The 17,710-nt window shown below is 48.1% G+C and carries 17 protein-coding genes; 1 reads left to right on the top strand and 16 read right to left on the bottom strand.

Going from position 1 to position 17,710, the window contains the following annotated elements; all coding sequences use genetic code 11:
* Window positions 1-49: 49 nt before the first annotated feature.
* The 3 genes from OC610_RS07880 to OC610_RS07870 form a co-directional block, all read right to left on the bottom strand.
* Window positions 50-901 (bottom strand): urea carboxylase-associated family protein, encoded by an 852-nt coding sequence (locus OC610_RS07880; protein ID WP_264427313.1) that lies wholly within the window; start codon window positions 899-901, stop codon window positions 50-52.
* 16 nt (window positions 902-917) lie between these two features.
* Window positions 918-1,571 carry a GntR family transcriptional regulator gene (locus OC610_RS07875; RefSeq protein ID WP_264427312.1) on the bottom strand — a complete coding sequence of 218 codons (654 nt, stop codon included), beginning with the start codon at window positions 1,569-1,571 and terminating at the stop codon, window positions 918-920.
* Between the two features lie 142 nt (window positions 1,572-1,713).
* Window positions 1,714-2,049 (bottom strand): ComEA family DNA-binding protein, encoded by a 336-nt coding sequence (locus OC610_RS07870; protein WP_264427311.1) that lies wholly within the window; start codon window positions 2,047-2,049, stop codon window positions 1,714-1,716.
* A gap of 209 nt (window positions 2,050-2,258) precedes the next feature.
* On the opposite strand from OC610_RS07870, the gene OC610_RS07865 reads away from it, so the two are divergent.
* On the top strand, window positions 2,259-3,314 hold the full coding sequence (locus tag OC610_RS07865; protein ID WP_264427310.1) for an acyltransferase family protein: 1,056 nt from the start codon (window positions 2,259-2,261) through the stop codon (window positions 3,312-3,314).
* A 107-nt stretch (window positions 3,315-3,421) separates the two neighbouring features.
* On the opposite strand, the gene OC610_RS07860 is transcribed toward OC610_RS07865, so the two are convergent.
* The 13 genes from OC610_RS07860 to wbpD all read right to left on the bottom strand — a co-directional run.
* Window positions 3,422-5,416 carry a polysaccharide biosynthesis protein gene (locus OC610_RS07860; RefSeq protein ID WP_264427314.1) on the bottom strand — a complete coding sequence of 665 codons (1,995 nt, stop codon included), beginning with the start codon at window positions 5,414-5,416 and terminating at the stop codon, window positions 3,422-3,424.
* Window positions 5,417-5,532: 116 nt separating this feature from the next.
* The gene (locus OC610_RS07855; RefSeq protein ID WP_264427309.1) at window positions 5,533-6,549 is read right to left on the bottom strand and encodes an MraY family glycosyltransferase; all 1,017 of its coding nucleotides are present in this window, start codon (window positions 6,547-6,549) and stop codon (window positions 5,533-5,535) included.
* A gap of 4 nt (window positions 6,550-6,553) precedes the next feature.
* Entirely contained in the window at window positions 6,554-7,510 is a 957-nt protein-coding gene (locus tag OC610_RS07850) for an NAD-dependent epimerase/dehydratase family protein (RefSeq protein WP_264427308.1), read from the bottom strand.
* An 11-nt stretch (window positions 7,511-7,521) separates the two neighbouring features.
* Window positions 7,522-8,745 carry a glycosyltransferase family 4 protein gene (locus tag OC610_RS07845; protein ID WP_264427307.1) on the bottom strand — a complete coding sequence of 408 codons (1,224 nt, stop codon included), beginning with the start codon at window positions 8,743-8,745 and terminating at the stop codon, window positions 7,522-7,524.
* Between the two features lie 46 nt (window positions 8,746-8,791).
* Window positions 8,792-9,856, bottom strand: coding sequence for a non-hydrolyzing UDP-N-acetylglucosamine 2-epimerase (wecB, locus tag OC610_RS07840; protein WP_264427306.1), 1,065 nt, complete (start codon window positions 9,854-9,856; stop codon window positions 8,792-8,794).
* A 7-nt stretch (window positions 9,857-9,863) separates the two neighbouring features.
* A complete protein-coding gene (locus OC610_RS07835) occupies window positions 9,864-10,970 on the bottom strand; it encodes a glycosyltransferase family 4 protein (RefSeq protein WP_264427305.1) in 1,107 nt (368 codons plus the stop codon).
* 23 nt (window positions 10,971-10,993) lie between these two features.
* A complete protein-coding gene (locus tag OC610_RS07830; protein WP_264427304.1) occupies window positions 10,994-12,127 on the bottom strand; it encodes an N-acetyl sugar amidotransferase in 1,134 nt (377 codons plus the stop codon).
* Between the two features lie 100 nt (window positions 12,128-12,227).
* On the bottom strand, window positions 12,228-12,989 hold the full coding sequence (locus OC610_RS07825; RefSeq protein WP_264427303.1) for an AglZ/HisF2 family acetamidino modification protein: 762 nt from the start codon (window positions 12,987-12,989) through the stop codon (window positions 12,228-12,230).
* On the bottom strand, window positions 12,989-13,597 hold the full coding sequence (gene hisH / locus OC610_RS07820) for an imidazole glycerol phosphate synthase subunit HisH (RefSeq protein ID WP_264427302.1): 609 nt from the start codon (window positions 13,595-13,597) through the stop codon (window positions 12,989-12,991). The genes OC610_RS07825 and hisH overlap by 1 nt, the downstream gene beginning before the upstream one ends.
* A complete protein-coding gene (locus tag OC610_RS07815) occupies window positions 13,594-14,829 on the bottom strand; it encodes an oligosaccharide flippase family protein (RefSeq protein WP_264427301.1) in 1,236 nt (411 codons plus the stop codon). The genes hisH and OC610_RS07815 overlap by 4 nt, the downstream gene beginning before the upstream one ends.
* Window positions 14,826-16,163 (bottom strand): hypothetical protein, encoded by a 1,338-nt coding sequence (locus tag OC610_RS07810; RefSeq protein ID WP_264427300.1) that lies wholly within the window; start codon window positions 16,161-16,163, stop codon window positions 14,826-14,828. The genes OC610_RS07815 and OC610_RS07810 overlap by 4 nt, the downstream gene beginning before the upstream one ends.
* The gene (locus OC610_RS07805) at window positions 16,144-17,226 is read right to left on the bottom strand and encodes a DegT/DnrJ/EryC1/StrS family aminotransferase (RefSeq protein ID WP_264427299.1); all 1,083 of its coding nucleotides are present in this window, start codon (window positions 17,224-17,226) and stop codon (window positions 16,144-16,146) included. Before OC610_RS07805 ends, OC610_RS07810 begins: the two co-directional genes overlap by 20 nt.
* Before the next feature lie 2 nt (window positions 17,227-17,228).
* The coding region (gene wbpD / locus OC610_RS07800) for a UDP-2-acetamido-3-amino-2,3-dideoxy-D-glucuronate N-acetyltransferase (protein WP_264427298.1) at window positions 17,229-17,710 on the bottom strand (482 nt) is incomplete at its 5' end.

Raw genomic sequence — 17,710 nt, 5'->3', positions numbered from 1 at the left:
GGATAAATCCCCTCGCCACAGAGGGCAATGCCTTGCCGCGCCAGCAGTGTTATTTCTCCCAATCCGCCTTCGCAATATGCAACCCATGCAGCCCTTTATATGCCGCCCGCTCCGGCTGACTCCAGCCCGCCAGTAGCGAATCCTCCAACCGATAAATCTCCACCCCCAGCGGACGGCAAACGCTTAAAGGATCCTGCGCTTCCGGCCCCCACATCGCCAGCGACAGATCCCCGCCAGGGCAAGTCGACAGCGCACATAACAAATCAATCTCGGCAAAAAACTCCAGGTAGTCGCCCTTCTGCGCCGGACACGCTTTCATGAAATACATGTCGTCATGATTCAGCCCGGTGCATTGGAAGATATTCAACACGTCATGCACATCGAACTCCGTCAGGCCGTGGGGCAACACCGCACGGGTCAGGTTCGAGTGGCAGTGATGATGGAAAACTTCGCCGGTCAGCATCTTGTTCACATAAGGGTCACACCGCGTCCCCAACAAATCGTGCAAGCGCCCGCCATGTTCGTCGATGCCGTAAGCCGCCAAGCTGTCATCGGTGATCGTTACCAATGGCCGCAGGAATGGCAGGTTCGACCACAACCGATCATAGGTGCTGACATGAGCGCCTTGAAGCTGACGAGTACGAGCCGCCCATAAGCGCTCCCGCGGATCGTTGGCATTCCAGACGTTGAAGTCCCCCACTTGCGGACCGACCGGGGTTGTCACACGGAAGACATGACCGGCCGGCACATGCCAGGCACGGCCGGTGCGGATTGGGACTTCGAACTGCTCGATCAGCGTGCGCTTGTCCTGCTCGGTGCGGATGCGGTCGTAGAAGGGTTTGTCCACTTGCAGGGCGGAGCCTTTGCTGACCTGGTAGGCGGCTGGGTAGTCTTTGTACATGGCGCGGGTCCTTTGATCAGTGAGGGGTGGCGGGAGTCAGCAGATGCAGGAGCAACTGCTCGGAATCGTCGAGGTAAAGACTCAGCTCGTCATGGGCAGCGCACTTGTTACCTTCGGCCAGCAAATCGTGGATCTGCCGGTCACGGGCAAGCCACGGCGCCTGGAAACGCGCCTCATCGGGGGCGGAACAAAACACCAGGCGCAGCTGCGCGATCACATTAGTGAAGAACTCATCGAGCAAGGGACTACGCATCAGCCCCACGATGTGTTGATGGAAGGCCAGACCGTGGGTGCCCACCGCTCGCCAATCTTCGCGCTCGCGAGCCAGCTCGGCGGCCTCCAAGGCTTCGAGCATGCGGTCGGACTGGTATTCGCTCAATGGCTTGCTGGTGAGAATGGCCTGAAGCTCCAAGGTGCGACGGACCTTGAACACGTCGCGGACGTCATCGATACCCAGCCTGCGGACCATTACTCCTTTGTTACGCACGTAACGGGTTAGGCCTTCCTGACCGAGACGGTGTAACGCTTCGCGAATGGTGTTGCGAGAGGCGTTGTAGGCTGAGACCAGGTTGTTTTCGATCAGCGCCATGCCGGGGATGAGGCGACCGCCGATGATGTCGGCGCGGAGTTCGAGGGTGATCTGGTCGGCCAGGGAGAGAGGGCTAGTCATGGAGGGCCTTGGATTGTTGAACAATCGGTTGGCGTTAGGTAATCAGTTTTTGTGCCAACCACGACGACGCACGGAACAATTCAATTGCATTCGCTGAATAGCAAAAAGGCCAGTCATCCGACTGGCCTCCCTTAAATAACCCTCAATTCACTTCCAGCTTGTCACGATTCCTATCGAGAATCGCCTTGCCAATGCCTTTGACCTCAAGCAGTTCGTCTACCGACGAAAAAGGCCCATTACTCTCCCGATAGGCAACAATCGCCTCAGCCTTGCCCTTGCCTATCCCTGAGAGCTCGCGCTGCAAAGTTGCGGCATCCGCCCCGTTCAAATCCACCTTGGCGCCTTGCGTTCCCGTTGGCTGCTCCACCGTCTGCGGCGAAGCAACCGACTCCGGCTTGACCGTTGGAGCCGCAATAACAGCAATCGAGGCGCTGGTAAGGAAGGCAAAAATCAGCGAGTAGAAATAGCCTGTACGCATAGGTGACGCTCCATGACATCGTTGAGAGAAGCAGCTTTTCCGAAGCTGCTTCTCAAATCTAGGTCAGGAAGGCAGGTTGTCAAAAATCAGAATGTTACAGAAAGCGTAACGAAGGAGAGAGGTCGGAAGCGCCGTAGCAACTGTATCGCCGGTTGCGCGGACCGAACGCATACGGCAAACTTTCCACGCTTCTAAATTTGGGGAAACTGATGAGCTCAAAAATAAAAGGATTTGATGGTCTACGTGGGATTTCGGTACTACTTGTTATCATGTCGCATGCGGTTATCTGGCCTATAATAGGCATTACCAGTCCGGCACTTCTGTCAATTCTCAGCCCGCACGTAGGCGTAAGCACATTTTTTATGCTATCCGGCTTCCTAATAACCTTTCTACTTCTAAAGGAAAAAGAGACGACCGGTTCCATTGACATCTTCTCCTTTATCAAGCGGCGAGCACTCCGAATATTTCCACTTTACTATTTAGCGATCTTTTTTTTAACCTTGATGGATTTAACGGGGAAAGCCGGAATTAGCAACTGCATTTATCCTTACGCATTGACTTATACTATAAATTTCGCGCCAAAGGCGTGTGCTTTCTCGGCAATGTCGCACTTCTGGTCCCTCTCCGTGGAGGAGCACTTCTATTTATTTTGGCCGTTAGTCTTTGCCCTAGGAAAGCGAACCGCGATTATAACGGTCTCGCTGATAGCTGTCGGTTGCCTTTATTTTGGAACAAATCTTTACGAGGCTACAACACTGTATTATCTGAATAGATGGTCATTTCCAGCAATGTTACCCATCCTCGTGGGCTGCATTACTGCCTTTGTTTGCAATCATCAAATGTCCAAAACGGTATTCAATAACGCCTCAATTTCTGGAATCCTGCTAATCTCAATATTGTCCGGATTAGCCTCGCCAGCATTCATCAAAACAGAAGCTATCTGGCTTTTATCCGTAAGCGCCTTAATACTGTACATATACAACAATCAACATTCGCTCTTAGTTAAGCTACTTGAGCTAAAGCCTCTTGCTGCAATCGGGATAATTAGCTACGGACTGTATGTTTGGCAAGGGGTTTTTACAGGCAATGGCCCGTATAGAACGGAACATGAATTTCCACCTAGCGTTAATATCGGCTTATGGCTGACATTTATCGTGGCCCCTTTAAGCTACATTTTCTTTGAAAAGCCAATACTAAAACTGAAGAAAAAATACACGTGGCAGGAGAAACGCATATTGGACACTAACGTTTCGGGCGCAAAATAGTTCTCCGACATTGAAGCGCGAATCAATTACGTCAATGAGCGCCTAGACCATGTTGATGTCGTGCCCCAGGGTTAGATTCCCCTTGGGGCATACTTGGTTAACCTTAATTAGGGCTCAAGACGCCGTTGTTGATATATCCAATCGACAATCTCTCCATCCGGGGTGTAACCGCTAACAGTATCCCTAAGTAACTGACGAACTTTCGTATAATCATCCAATTCGATGGCGGTCAGCAACTCAGCCAGCTTGGCTTTGAGAGCCTCCCAAGACAAGTAATCTTCGTTGGCACTCATTATCATAGGGTGCTGGGTTGCAACTACGTTGTCACCGATCAGCAACTCCTCGTAAAGTTTTTCGCCTGGGCGCAAACCGGTAAACACAACTGAAATATCGCCATGGGGATTTTTCTCCGAACGGATACTCAAGCCGGAGAGATGAATCATCTTCTCCGCCAGCTCGACAATTTTTACCGGTTCACCCATATCCAACACAAACACATCCCCACCTAACCCCATAGAGCCAGCCTGGATCACTAGCTGAGCAGCCTCAGGAATCGTCATGAAATAGCGTGTAATCTTGGGATGCGTGACGGTCAATGGACCGCCTGACTTGATTTGTTTATGGAATAGAGGGATCACCGATCCGGAGGAGCCCAGCACATTTCCGAATCGCACCATGGTGAAGCGGGTCTTGTTGACGTGTGAAACGTTTGCCTTGTCACCGAATAATACAGGTGCCAACTCACGGCTCAAAGCCTGAAGAGTCAACTCGGCGAGGCGCTTGGTGCTTCCCATTACATTAGTTGGACGCACCGCCTTGTCTGTCGAAATCAATACGAAATTGGATACACCGGCCTTTAGAGCAGCCTGAGCGGTATTCAGCGTTCCGATAACATTATTTAAAACGCCCTCTGCAATATTATGCTCAACCATTGGTACATGCTTGTACGCCGCAGCGTGATATACCGTATCGACATTCCACGTCTTCATCACATCCAGTAGTTTTTCCTGATCTCGTACGGAACCCAGGATAGGCAGCAAACGAAGAGACAGGGACTCGCGGGCAATCCGCGGCTCCAGTTCGGATAGAATACTGTAGAGGTTGAATTCACTGTGCTCAAACAACAAAAGTGTGGTCGGCTTGAGCGCAAGAATCTGTCGGCAAAGCTCCGAGCCTATGGATCCCCCAGCTCCAGTGACCATGACTGCTTGACCTGTAATGCAATGTTCAAGCAGGTCAGCTTGCGCGGGTACCGAATCTCTTCCAAGAAGATCAGCAATATCCACCTCCTGAATATCATCGACCTTAACCCTGCCGCTGGCCAAGTCCATGAAACCGGGAACACTACGTACATGCAAGGGAAACCCTTCAAGCAACGTCAGTATCTCTCGGCGCCGACCACGCGAGGAAGATGGAACCGCTAGTAGAATTTCCTGAGCACCTGTCGCATCAATCATTTTCTGAATGTGTTTAGGCTGGTAGACCTGCAGCCCCGCGATCACTCGATCAGTAATACTATTATCATCGTCGATGAACGCAACCGGCCGCATCACCCGCCCCATACGCAACGCAGCAACAAGCTGATTTCCAGCGGCCCCGGCTCCGTATATAGCGACCTTGGGCAAACCGTCATCACGGCTGGTAAACGGTACATGCTGGGCAGCAGTAAACCAGTCGCCTAAAAAATACTGCCTCATCATCAGCCGCAGTCCGCCAATCATGATCAGGCACAACCACCAATAGTTGAAAATAATGGAACGAGGGACGACGGTTTGATGGTTGCTGTACCAGTACACAACGAGAGCCAGCAGCAAGGCTGAAAGACTGACGGCTTTACAGATGGTGATCAGCGCATCATTACCAAAGTACCGCATAACGGCGCGATACATGCCAAAACGAATAAAAATTGGTATCGCAATTAACGGAGCAGAGGCAAAGAGCCAGAGGTGCGTTGCTATTGGACTGGCCAGCGCTTCAACACCCAGCCGCACGACAAAAGCCAGCCATAAGGCGAGCCAGACCAGGACTACGTCGGTGGCCACTTGGATGGCGCGCTTATGCCGTCTCGGCAATCCCAGCAGAGCTGCTCTTAATTTGTCCATATCCCCTTCACGCACCTTGGCCTGCTCCTTAAATTTAATCCATTTCTTCCAATACAACCGTTACGTCTTCGCGCGTTGGACAACTGATGAGCAAAAAACGCGAAGCTGCAGCGAAATCAGGCGTTCTCAAGCTCACCGGCGTGGAACCTGACGGCCAGCACAAACAGAGGGAGATAGGCCAACATCAAAGCCAACGTTCCATCCATTCCCCACAACGCAACGCAACCGGCCAAAGGTAACAGCCAAAACACGTTGATCGCAGCAACGGCCAACGTTACCGGCACATGGCGACCGTATTGGCGCGCGGCAAATTGGTAGGCGTGACTGCGATGGGCTTCATATACCTTATCGCCACGTAGCAGGCGTCGTAACAACGTAACGGTCGCATCTACAATAAATACCCCCAGTAAAATCAACCACACCCATAGTAGCTTAGGTGAAACCCAAGCTGCCTGCAGCGACAACAAACCCAAGATTATTCCAAGAAACCCACTGCCCGCGTCACCCATAAAAATGCGAGCCGGAGGAAAATTCCAGTATAGAAACCCCCCTACTGCCATTGCGAGTACCAGAGGGGCCAACATCAAATTTTCAAACCCGCCGAGCCAGTAGAGCAGGCAGGCACCAAGACAAGCACAAATCGCCTCGACGCTGGCGATTCCGTCGATGCCGTCCATGAAATTATAAAGGTTGAGCATCCAAACCAGATAAATCGCTGCGAGCACATTTCCTAGCCAGCCCAAATCAAATACAGAACCGAACAACTCCAACGCAGGCAAGCCACCCAGCCAAAAAAGCGCCCAGATAGCAGCGAGGAAATGTCCTAGCAACCTCCAGCGCGCCGCGATGTGGCCATGGTCGTCGAGAAAGCCTAAAAGCGCTATACCGGCTCCGGCCCCCAATAGAGCCCAGGTGGATGTCCAGCTAAGCCCCCCAAAAAAAGCCAAGATCGGCAACGCCCCTAGAAACGCCGACACGATAGCCACCCCACCGCCGCGAGGCGTCGGAACCGAATGAGAGCTTCGCGCGTTCGGAACATCCATCAGGCTTCGTGCCAAGGCGTAACGCCGCAAGCCACCGGTTAAGAACAACGAAACGAAAAATACAAAAGACACTACAAAAAAAATAGCCATGAATTCAAACTCGACTTTTTTTTGATGAAAGGGCTGTGTAATCCGCACCGGCCTTGAATAACGCTTCAGTTACACTAAACGGAGGGGCCCAATCAAGCAGCTTACGCGCCTTGCCGGAATCGATGACCAAAGAGCCGAACAACTGGGCAAACATATTCTCTCGTCCCAATAGCTTCGCTGCTGCATGGATAATTCTAACGGGCACATAAATCAAGCGAGGTTTACGCCCCATACCACTGGCGATGGTACGCACAATATCTACAGTCGAAACATCCATACCATCGGAAACTAAAAATAGCTCTCCGGCAGCAGCAGGATGCCTAATGCAAAGAGCGATAAAATCAATAAAATTATCCGCAGCTATCATGCTGCGTTGATTATTGGCACCCACGAAAGGAAGTGGCATACCGAGTTGAACAATTTTAAGCAAGCGTTGAAAGTTCCCTGGAGCACTGCCGCCATAGACTAAGGGTGGACGGATAATAACGAGTTCCATGGATGAATTTTTGACTAACTCCTTTAACGCCTCTTCAGCTTCAAACTTTGAAAGTGTATACGGTGTACTTGGATTACTGTCAGTCAACTCTGAAATTTTTGAATTCCTTGTCTCAGTGGCACTGACACCAATTGAACTGATAAAAATAAACCGCCTGACACCGTTGCGCATTGCCTCTCTGGCTAGGCGAAGAGTTGCGTCTACATTTGTACGCCTGAAAGCCGAAAGTGGGTCCTTTGACTTATCATTCAGAATATGTGCTCTTCCCGCAAGATGCACGATTGTTTCGACACCAAAACATACCCCGTCTAAAGGGTCGTTTTCAAGATCTAGACAAACATAGTCAAAATCTCGGGACGGAACGATGGAGCTACGGCCTGTGCCTTTTACGACGTAGCCTCGCGCCTTCAAAAAATTACAAAGCAAGCCACCTATATAACCTGACGCTCCGGTAACCAATTGCATGTGACTCACCCTTAATTATTTTCCAGAATCCGCCGAGCCAGAGACGCGTATTCAAAATTAGCTTCAAGGAAAACACGACCTTTCATGCCCATATCACGCAAAACAGCGTCATCAAGCAACAATATCTCCCGAAACATATGCGCAAGCTGCTCAGGTTGACCGGGAATCACGGACATACCGCAACCAGCCTGTGCTATTGGATCATTAAAGGCTTTATAAGAAGCAATGACAGGTATCCCGGCAGCCATGTAATCATAAAGTTTGTTTAGACTCACACCGAATCTGTAAATAGGCAGGTCGTGCATAACAAAAAACCCGACATCTACAATACAAAGAGCCTGTTGGACCTCCGCCTTATCGACCTGCGGGTAAAAAAGAACAAAATCGTAACCGAGTTTACGACAGCGAGCGTCAAGCTCGGCCCTTTGCTCCCCCTTTCCAACAATAATAAATTTTACCGACAAACCGTCTGGAATATTAAAAAATTGCAACGCATCCAAAAACAAATGCATTGCATTGGGTTCCCCCAAGGCGCCAGCATAAAAAAACAAAAAATCGCCTTGCGATTTAAATTCTGTCAGATCATCTAGTAAATTAGACCCCTCAGTCTTACCGCTGACGTTTACATCATCAAGCGAAAAACCATTGGGAACGTATCTGAATTTCCCCGCTCTCATCCCTCGTGACACCATATGCTGCTTAGCACCCGGCAAAAGGGAAATCACAGCGTCAGCTGAGAAATATGCAAACTTCTCGATAAGCGACAAAGCGATGACAACAGGGTGAAATTTATTGAAACCAGCAATTTCGACCAAACTTAGAGGCCAGATATCCCTAACCTCAAATAAAATTTTCGATCTGAATAATTTTGCACACAGAAAGGCAGTAGGATAACCAAAGGGATGAGCAGAGGAATACAAAACCAGATCAGGCCTTTTTTTCAGCCCCAACCGCACAAGAAAAAAGAAGAGCGAAAAACCGAAGCACAACATGGAAAAAAATCGACCCAGACCATTTCCTTTATATTTAGGAACGTGAACAAACCTATATGAAACACCCTGAAAGACCTGACACCCGGCTTTTCCTGAGTCGTCGTCCATTAAATGGTGATAGCTAGGCGCAATTATCTCTACATCATGTCCCTGAGCCTGCCATGCTTTCGCTAAATAAAAGGAACGCCAATAGCGCCCGACTCCAGGACCGCCCGCATAAGGGTTGATATACCAAATATTCATCGCGCTTTCCAACACAACCATAAGTACGTGTCTAATTTATGACATTTCACAAGCGAGAAAGATGATCAGCTATAAAGGGCGCCGCCTGCCCCCCCCCATATAAATGCTCATTGTCCTGCACGATGCGATTGATGCCATCACGTACCGCAGCGGTAATTAAACAAGAATCAGCCCCGCACAACACATTTGCCCCCGCCTCGACGAGCTCGACCCATTCAGTTTGATCACGCATGGTTACGCAAGGTCTTGAAAAGAAAAAAGCCTCTTTCTGGACACCTCCGCTATCAGTCAATACCAAACCACAGCGTTGGAGGAGCCAGATCATCTCCAGATACCCTACCGGATCAATCAGATTGACTTCCAAGGCGAGACCCGTTTCTTCAATTATTTTCCGGGTACGGGGATGTAAAGGTAATAAAACTGGCGCCACTGTATTATGTATAATATTGAGTGCATCAACGATAGACTTCAATCTAATACGGTCATCGGTATTTTCCGCTCTATGCAATGTTGCCAGAACAAAACCATCGGAGATATTGAAACCCTCCGGCTTAGAGGCACGACGAGCAAAAAACATAGCGCTGTCCTGCATTACGTCGCCTGATTTCAATATTTTTACCGGCTTGTCGGAAAAACCTTCCTTAGTCAGATTAGTAATCGCAGTCTGCGTAGGACAAAAGAGAAGATCGCTCATCTGATCAGTCAAAATACGGTTGATCTCCTCCGGCATACGCATATTGAAGCTCCGCAGGCCTGCCTCAATGTGGGCCACTGGGATATGAAGCTTAGCCGCTGCTAAGGCACCTGCCAGAGTTGAGTTCGTATCACCGTAAACCAGCACCCGATCCGGTTTCTCATGAATCATGACTCTCTCGATTTCCATCAGCATTCGGCCGGTCATTTCACCATGCGAACCTCCATGAATATCTAGTTGAAAATCTGGTCTAGGAATGCCCAGTTGGTCAAAAAAAATCTCCGACATATTGGTGTCAAAGTGCTGACCGGTATGGATAATTTTTTCGGACAATCCGCCTTGCTCAATAATCGCCTTGGATACAACACTTGCCTTGATAAACTGAGGTCGAGCACCAACAATCGTAAGAAGCTTCATAATGTTGTCATCCCTTGGCCAAATCAGCGTAGAACTTCAGTAATCGACGCCCTTCAACATCCCAGTTGTAGCGCTCAGAGACGGCCTTCTGACCGTTACGCCCCATTTGCTCGGCACGTTCGGGATTCTCAATTATAAAATCAATTGCGTCGGCAATAGATTGCGGATTCAGTGGGTCTACACAGATCCCACAATCATTTCCTTCAATAATCTCACGCCATAGAGGAAAGTTAGACGCGATAACCGGGATTCCAGAGGACATATACTCAAACATCTTATTGGGTTGGGCATCCACATGATTGGGCAGTGGATAAAATGTTACCAATCCCGCTGCCGATCGTCCCATAATATCACGCACCTCAGAACGGCCCAATTGACCACATTGATTAACAAACGACCATCCTGGTTTCTTCTTTACATCAACCTCAACACCGGGCTCAGAAAAATCACCCACCAAATTCAGTCGCGAGGCCGTACGAACACGTCCCAACGCTTCAACTACTTCTCGAACACCTCTGATTGAGGTGATCCCTCCCACGTAGCAAACTTCTTGTTTTTTTTCGCCCCACGCCACATCCGCAGCAAGCTCCCCCACCAACGGAAAGTTATTGATATCCACAACATTCGTGTTGATAGACAAAAACTTATCCCGTATATATGGCGTTGCAGTCAAAATACCATCCATCTTCCGACAAGCGAAACGCTCATAGACGGAGAATAAAAACGAAATAACTCTACGCGATACCGGACGCAAATAGGGCTTACTAAGTATTTGCTTCGGAACATCTTCGTGAGAGTCAAAAATCACGAATTTTCCTAGTTTTTTTAATTTAAGCCCAACCGGAATCAATTCAGGGTCGTGCAAGTGATAAACGTCAGCCTGAAGGGAGGCAGCTTTTTCGTAAACCATCTTGGTAGTTTTGAACATCCGATTCAAGCGGCCACGCAAGAATCCTGCATCTAAAATATTGACTCCGCCAGCCTTCTCGTCACCATTACCATCAGCAACTATTAAGGAAATGTCATAACCATGCGCCGCCAGTGTTTTGCATTCCTTTTGAAAAATGCGAATATCGAAGCGAGAATGAGCTGAAGTTATATGTACGACTTTCAAAAAAGCGCCTCCATTATTATATTTTAAGAATAAACACTGAGACGCCGCCCGAGGAGCTTTTGTAGGAGGATTTGAGATTTTTTGGCGACCCCCTGCAACTTATCCCAACTCTTAAAATCAGAGTAGTCGTGAATAGGGGCCTGCATCAACTCGTCGAATTGCTGTCGATTGATTCGCATCTTTTTACAAAAATACTCAATATCATTTTCTAGTTCGTTAGAGGCATACAGAGGTTCCGCAAGCTTGATAACTGCCTCCTCACGTGAGATCTGCCCAGAAAGAATCATGCTGGAATAGTGTAGCTTACGCTTATCATAGCCGAATTTCGTAGGGAGATAGTAGTTCTGAAACAGTTTAGTGAAAATAGATTCACCATGCTTGCGTGCATATGATCTGTACCCCACCGTATCCTGAAGGTACTTCTCCGCTTCCCGCTTATTATACTCCATGAAATTCAGCGGCCTTACAGTCCGCATTCCTTTAGCAAAAGGATACCAAAAATAGTATTCGAAAAAACTAATGGTCTTATAATCACGCAACGGCTTGGAACCATACACTCTATGGATATCTTTTAAGTTAATAGCATCCATAGCGCTCCCGTGCCAAGAATCCGGAAATACTGCTTCGGTCGCAAGATTCCCGCCGCTCAGAATATATTTAATCTCATTCTTGACCGCAAAATGATACATACTAGAAAAAAACGCATGATCTTGGGGAACGTCTTGATTGGCTACTGCAGCCTTCATGTAAGAAAGCTGTAAATCGCGCATTTCTTCCCAATTCATGACATGAGTATGTAGATCGTATCCACAATACTTAATAATTTTCTCAATATTGCTAACGGCAAGCTCACTGTTCCAACCTGCATCAACGTGCACTACTAGTGGGCGCAGCCCGAAATCCTTAATCTTCACGGCCAAGTAAGAGCTATCGACTCCACCACTCAGCCCGATAATGCAATCATATTCTTTTCCAGCGCCTTCCTTTTTTATCTTGTCCACAATGTTTTGCAGCCGGGCCTCTCCATCGGCCCCGCCAAATAATTGAAGAGACTGTACGCGATCAAACCTATGACAGTGGTTGCAAACGCCATGTTCGTCAAACATGATATTTGCGTCAGTCTCATCCATCACACAGCGTGAACATACTCTATACACAGTCTACCCTCTTGAATATATGGCAGTAACTTTCCGCTTTCAAAGCAATCATGACGGCACGAATTGCCCGACATACTTATCAAAATTCAAAAAAAACAACTTATTTATCTCCGGATATGGTCTGATTAAGATCCGGATAACTTATCAAAACCGCTTTATGTTTTCCGTGAAAAACAAAAAAACTTCCTGCTGCGACCGCAGACACACCCGCTTTTTCGAAGGGCTCGTTAAGGTCAGCTATCGAACCAGCACCACCACATGCGACGACAGGTATATGAACTCCAGCAACCACCGACTTGATAAGTGGTATATCAAACCCTTGCATAGTGCCATCACGATCTATGGAGTTAAGAAATATTTCTCCAGCACCAGCATCCTCGGCTCGTTTTGCCCAGTCGACCGGGGTTACTTTAGTATCTTTCGTTCCTGATCGAGCATAGACCGAATAGCGGCCCAGTAAGCTTTTTTTACAATCGATAGAGCAAATAACACTTTGGGAGCCGAACTGATCCGCTATTTTTCGAAGAAGCTCGACGTCTTCCAAAGCTGCGGTATTTAGCGCTATTTTTTCAACACCCAAAGCAAAGACGCGTTGTGCCTGCTCAAGCGTACGAATACCACCGCCATAACAGATAGGCATGAAACATTCGCCAGCCACTTCGGCTAATAACTCATAGTCGGGCTCACGACCTAATATTGAAGCCTCTATATCCAGCAGAACTAGTTCATCAACTTCTTTTTCATTAAAAATACGAATCGCATTAATCGGGTCGCCCACGTACTTCGGAGACTTAAACCTCACCGTTTTAACCAGCCCCCTATCTTTCAACAGCAAACATGGAATTACGCGCTTTCTCTGCATCAGATTAACTCGACGAAATTCTTGAAAAGCTGCATGCCGAAGCGATGACTCTTTTCAGGATGGAATTGAAAGCCGAAAATATTATCCTTTGCGACCGCAGCCGTGAACTTCTGTCCATAATCAGCCGTCAGGAGCGTGTCGCATTCGTTGTCAGGGCACATGTAATAGCCATGGACGAAATAATAGCGACTTTCGTCTGTTAGACCACGTACTAACGGATGGTCATAATTACATGCGACATGACTCCACCCCATGTGAGGCACCTTTCGTTCTGGACGCTTCTCAAAACGCTTGATATCCATATCAATCCAGCCTAACCCTGGCTCGACACCTTCCTCGGATCGACGTCCCAGCATCTGCGATCCTAAGCATACTCCCATCACGGGTTTACGAGCGACAATCACCTGTTGATGAAGCACATCTATGAGACCACTCTCACGCAGGGTTTTCATTCCAGCATCAAACGCACCAACGCCGGGCAAAATCAGCTTCTCTGCGTTTACTATATCGTCGACGAGGTTGGAGGCCTTCGCCTTTGCCCCAACCCGCTTCAACATATTCAGTACCGAAGCTATATTCCCCACACCATAATCGACCACTACAATCATGAGGAAACTCCCTTAGCACAACGATATGATATCGCAAAATAAATAACGTACATTATGGCATAGCTCACCGAGTACCACCACAGGGCCTCAATCACGCCGGCAGCCCGCAGAAAGCACGCCACAGTGACTACCAATAGTCCTAGCTGCCAACTCAGATCCCAACCTTGTCGTTGGGCAATATAGATAGTATAGCTAAGAGGGCTAACGATAAAACGCATATAAAACATGGGAATAAGTAGAATTGCATATTTCCCTGACTCAATCCACTCTGCGCCAAATACAAACGTGAACGCCCACTCTCCCATCCACCAAAACAAAAGGAATGGGGGGAATGCCAATAACGTCAGGATAACGAAAGTACGTAAAAAAACGGAGCGACACGAACCTGCAATCCTGTAATCCCGAGCGGCCTGCTCTTTGAATACATCCAACACTGAAGTAGCAAGCAAGGTAATGGGCGCCCCCATCATTTTTATTGTCAATGCAAACCAACCTGCAGGCTCTGCGCCAAATCGGGAGGCTATCAAGATAACGGGTAATTGACTTGCGATGGTATTGATCAGATCAGCGGGCAACGAAAATTTTGGAAAGTCCCGATACCTGTACGCTACGCTTTTCACCGAACTAATACTTTCGCTAAAACATGCCTTTAGCCAAGAGCGGTCAAACCAAAAAAACGCTAATAACGTAGCCAATAACACGCCAATAACTTGGCCATAGACTAGACCACTGACCCCCAGCGCGAAATAACCAGCCAGTACCTGTGCCACGGCGATAGCACCCGCTAAGGCTATTCTTGCGAAGCCAAGTTTGTTAAAAGCCTGTTGAAAAGCCAACAATGAAAGAAGGGCTTTATTAGCGCCCATTCCAAAGACCACAAAAGCCAAGACAAGGGAATAACTTTTGACTATTGGGGGGATTTCCTCGACAAATGAACTCGCTACCACGATTACCATCGTAGCTAAAATTGACAGTGCGACGGTTATCAGCAAAACCAGTTTTATGATTGATTTTGAATCATCATTCCTTTCACCGCTGAACAACGCCAGCTCATAACGTCCAGTGACTAATACCGCCACTATAGTGGCAAATGAAAGCCAAACGTTAAAAGAGCCCAACTCCTCAGGAGAGTATAGTCTTACCAGAAGCAGCATCACACCCAAAGATATTAACTGGGCGCCTAAAGTCCCTAAGAGCACACTTCTAACGCGGCAAAAAAATTGACTCTTCAATCTAGGCTCCTACTTTTGCCCTTTGACTCGCTAGACGAAGCCATCAACATAAGAAGCAATAACATGAAAGAAACGCCTGAGCCTAGCAGAACCGTCGGCAATGACTGTTCAACAATTTTTGTTCCGAAAAGCAATGCAACAGGCATCGCAATGAAAATTGAGCGCTTCATGTAAAGAAAATTCAGTAGCATAACAATCACACTAACAATAAAAGTCTCGACGATCACAGCTGTGTATCCAAGCCTCAGATAGGCCACCGCGAAAAAGTTTACATTAGCATTAGTTTCAGGATTGTTGTAAATATACTCACCAATTCGAAATGTGATCGACTCACTCTTACTAACACCGGACAATAAACCTATAGATGTGTCGCTATAACCATTGATCCCGAAGGAGTCGTAAAATAGCTCCGCAGCTCCCAACATTGTGGAGGGCACGGTATAGACACGCCTGATCAGATAGTCATTCAGATAAGAATAACCCATCAACTCGAACTCCAGGCAACCTGCGATCAACAATCCTAATGCACCGAACAACAACCAAGAGATATTGACTTTCCCGTTATATCTAAAATAGGTCATCAGAGCATAGACAAACAATATAACAATAAACGGGTATTTTTGCCCAAAAGCCCCCCATAGGACCAAGACATTAATAACTCCAAGCCAAAAAAAGAACTTGGACTTCTTATAGACCCCCCAAGCAAATAGAACAGGGAAGAACGCCTGCGTCCCAATCGACGCTATGTAACCCTCTATAGAGCCTGGTGAGAAAATATCTCTTGCAATTGAGCGCCGTACGTATTGGCCAGAAAAATCAAGGGAAAAGAAAGATGCGCTCTTAAGCAGAATAAACGCCAAAACAATTATATTTATTACCGAAACAATAGACAAATATCTTACACCACTATTGGGCTGACCTGTATCAGGACGAAATTTAACTTTATTGACTATCGAAATAAGTGCGACACCCATTAAAACTGATACGCTCAACCCCGAGAATGGACTAGCCTCGGGGTAAAATGTGTTTGCCCCGTTCAAAACAAGCGCATGAGGCACGACAATCAAAAATAGCAATACTACAACGATATCCCCAGGTTTACTTATACTTGAGCCACATAAGAGAGAACTTCCCAAGGCTAAAAACATCAAGTAAACCAGCTCAAGGCCATCTAAACCTCTCTGGGAAGCCCCCATATAGTCATATAACAAATACAGATAATTATTATTTACCCATAGCAAAAGAGCAAAATAGCTAAAAAATAATAAAGCGTTCAAAACAGCTGCTTTATCAATCTTTAAAGAGATATACATTCTAACCAGCGACCGCAGCACAAATAGTTGCCACAGCCTCGTCACCCAGATAAGGATGCATTGGTAAACTCATTACCCGTTCTGCGACGCGGTCGCCCGTAGGTAGCTGCACGCTCGCATCTGCCACAGCAGGCTGCTTGTTCAAAGGAATAGGGTAATGAACAGCCGTAGGAATTCCCTGTTTCTTCAACTTCTCTTGTAACTGATCGCGCTGGTCAACGAGAATTGTATATTGAGCATAGGCACTGGTGTTCCACTCTTCCACATAAGGAATAGACTCTACCCGCAAGGCCTTGAGTGACTCACCGTACAAACTTGCAATTCGCTGACGTTGCCCGAGCTCTTCCTCAAATATTTCAAGTTTAGGCAACAGAATCGCGGCTTGCAGCGTATCCAGGCGACTGTTAACTCCCACACGAACATGATGATAGCGGCGGTCCTGCCCGTGTCGGGAAATCTGACGAAGTACCTTGGCCACATCGTCGTCATTGGTAAAAATCGCACCACCGTCCCCATAACACCCTAGTGGTTTGCTTGGAAAGAAGCTGGTGCACGCTATTGTAGTGAGATTGCAGGAGCGTTTCCCTTTGTAGGTAGCACCAAAGCTTTGTGCTGCGTCTTCGATTACCGGGATTGAATATTTGGCGGCAATTGCGTTGATCGCATCGTAGTCCGCACACTGCCCGTATAGAGAAACCGGAATGATGGCTTTCGTACGGGGCGTAATTGCTGCTTCCAGTTTTTGCGGATCAAGATTATATGTGCGCGGATCGATATCCACATATACTGGTTTTGCACCCAATAATGCAACTGTCTCGGCGGTCGCAATATAGGTGAAGCCTGGTGTTATAACTTCATCGCCCGGCCCAATTCCCAGCGCCATTTGAGCGATTTGCAAGGCGTCGGTGCCGTTGGCGCAGGTTATGCAGTGTTTGGCGCCGACAAACTGAGCAAGTTTTTCCTCAAGCTCCGCTACCTCTGGGCCGAGAATGTACTGGCCATGGTTCAAGACACGCTGAATGCGAGCATCGATCCTGTCCTTGATACGTGCTTGCTGGCTTTTCAGGTCAATAAATTCAATCATGCTCAGGCATCCGTCTTGTTCAAAAGTTTTCCGTTCAGCTCGTAGCGCGCCCCCGTATGCGAGCAGAATGCCTCGCCCTGCTCGTTCAACTGCAGCTGCTCGCCAAATTCGCTCATCCAGCCAATCTGTCGTGCGGGCACACCCACCATCAATGCATAGGCCGGTACATCTTTGTTAATGACCGCGCCGGCGCCGACAAAGGCATACTCACCAATGGTAACGCCGCAGACGATGGTGCAATTGGCGCCAAGCGTCGCGCCCTTTTTTACCAGCGTATCGAGGTACTGGTCCTTGCGCTCGATCAGCGAACGCGGATTGTAGACATTGGTGAAGACCATGCTAGGGCCGCAGAACACACCCTCCTCCAGCGTGACATTGTCGTAGACCGACACATTGTTCTGGACCTTGCAGCGGTCGCCGATCACGACCTTGTTGCCCACAAACACATTCTGACCGAGCGAAACGCCGACACCGATGCGGGCGC

It is taken from the genome of Pseudomonas agronomica (assembly GCF_025917275.1).
GTDB lineage: Bacteria > Pseudomonadota > Gammaproteobacteria > Pseudomonadales > Pseudomonadaceae > Aquipseudomonas > Aquipseudomonas agronomica.
This window is presented reverse-complemented; position numbering and strand designations above follow the sequence as displayed.

Bases quoted from the DNA above. Each gene is read 5' to 3' on its own strand.
- OC610_RS07880 (WP_264427313.1), bottom strand. From the start codon at position 901: ATGTACAAAGACTACCCAGCCGCCTACCAGGTCAGCAAAGGCTCCGCC.
- OC610_RS07875 (WP_264427312.1), bottom strand. From the start codon at position 1,571: ATGACTAGCCCTCTCTCCCTGGCCGACCAGATCACCCTCGAACTCCGC.
- OC610_RS07870 (WP_264427311.1), bottom strand. From the start codon at position 2,049: ATGCGTACAGGCTATTTCTACTCGCTGATTTTTGCCTTCCTTACCAGC.
- OC610_RS07865 (WP_264427310.1), top strand. From the start codon at position 2,259: ATGAGCTCAAAAATAAAAGGATTTGATGGTCTACGTGGGATTTCGGTA.
- OC610_RS07860 (WP_264427314.1), bottom strand. From the start codon at position 5,416: ATGGACAAATTAAGAGCAGCTCTGCTGGGATTGCCGAGACGGCATAAG.
- OC610_RS07855 (WP_264427309.1), bottom strand. From the start codon at position 6,549: ATGGCTATTTTTTTTGTAGTGTCTTTTGTATTTTTCGTTTCGTTGTTC.
- OC610_RS07850 (WP_264427308.1), bottom strand. From the start codon at position 7,510: ATGCAATTGGTTACCGGAGCGTCAGGTTATATAGGTGGCTTGCTTTGT.
- OC610_RS07845 (WP_264427307.1), bottom strand. From the start codon at position 8,745: ATGAATATTTGGTATATCAACCCTTATGCGGGCGGTCCTGGAGTCGGG.
- wecB (WP_264427306.1), bottom strand. From the start codon at position 9,856: ATGAAGCTTCTTACGATTGTTGGTGCTCGACCTCAGTTTATCAAGGCA.
- OC610_RS07825 (WP_264427303.1), bottom strand. From the start codon at position 12,989: ATGCAGAGAAAGCGCGTAATTCCATGTTTGCTGTTGAAAGATAGGGGG.
- hisH (WP_264427302.1), bottom strand. From the start codon at position 13,597: ATGATTGTAGTGGTCGATTATGGTGTGGGGAATATAGCTTCGGTACTG.
- OC610_RS07805 (WP_264427299.1), bottom strand. From the start codon at position 17,226: ATGATTGAATTTATTGACCTGAAAAGCCAGCAAGCACGTATCAAGGAC.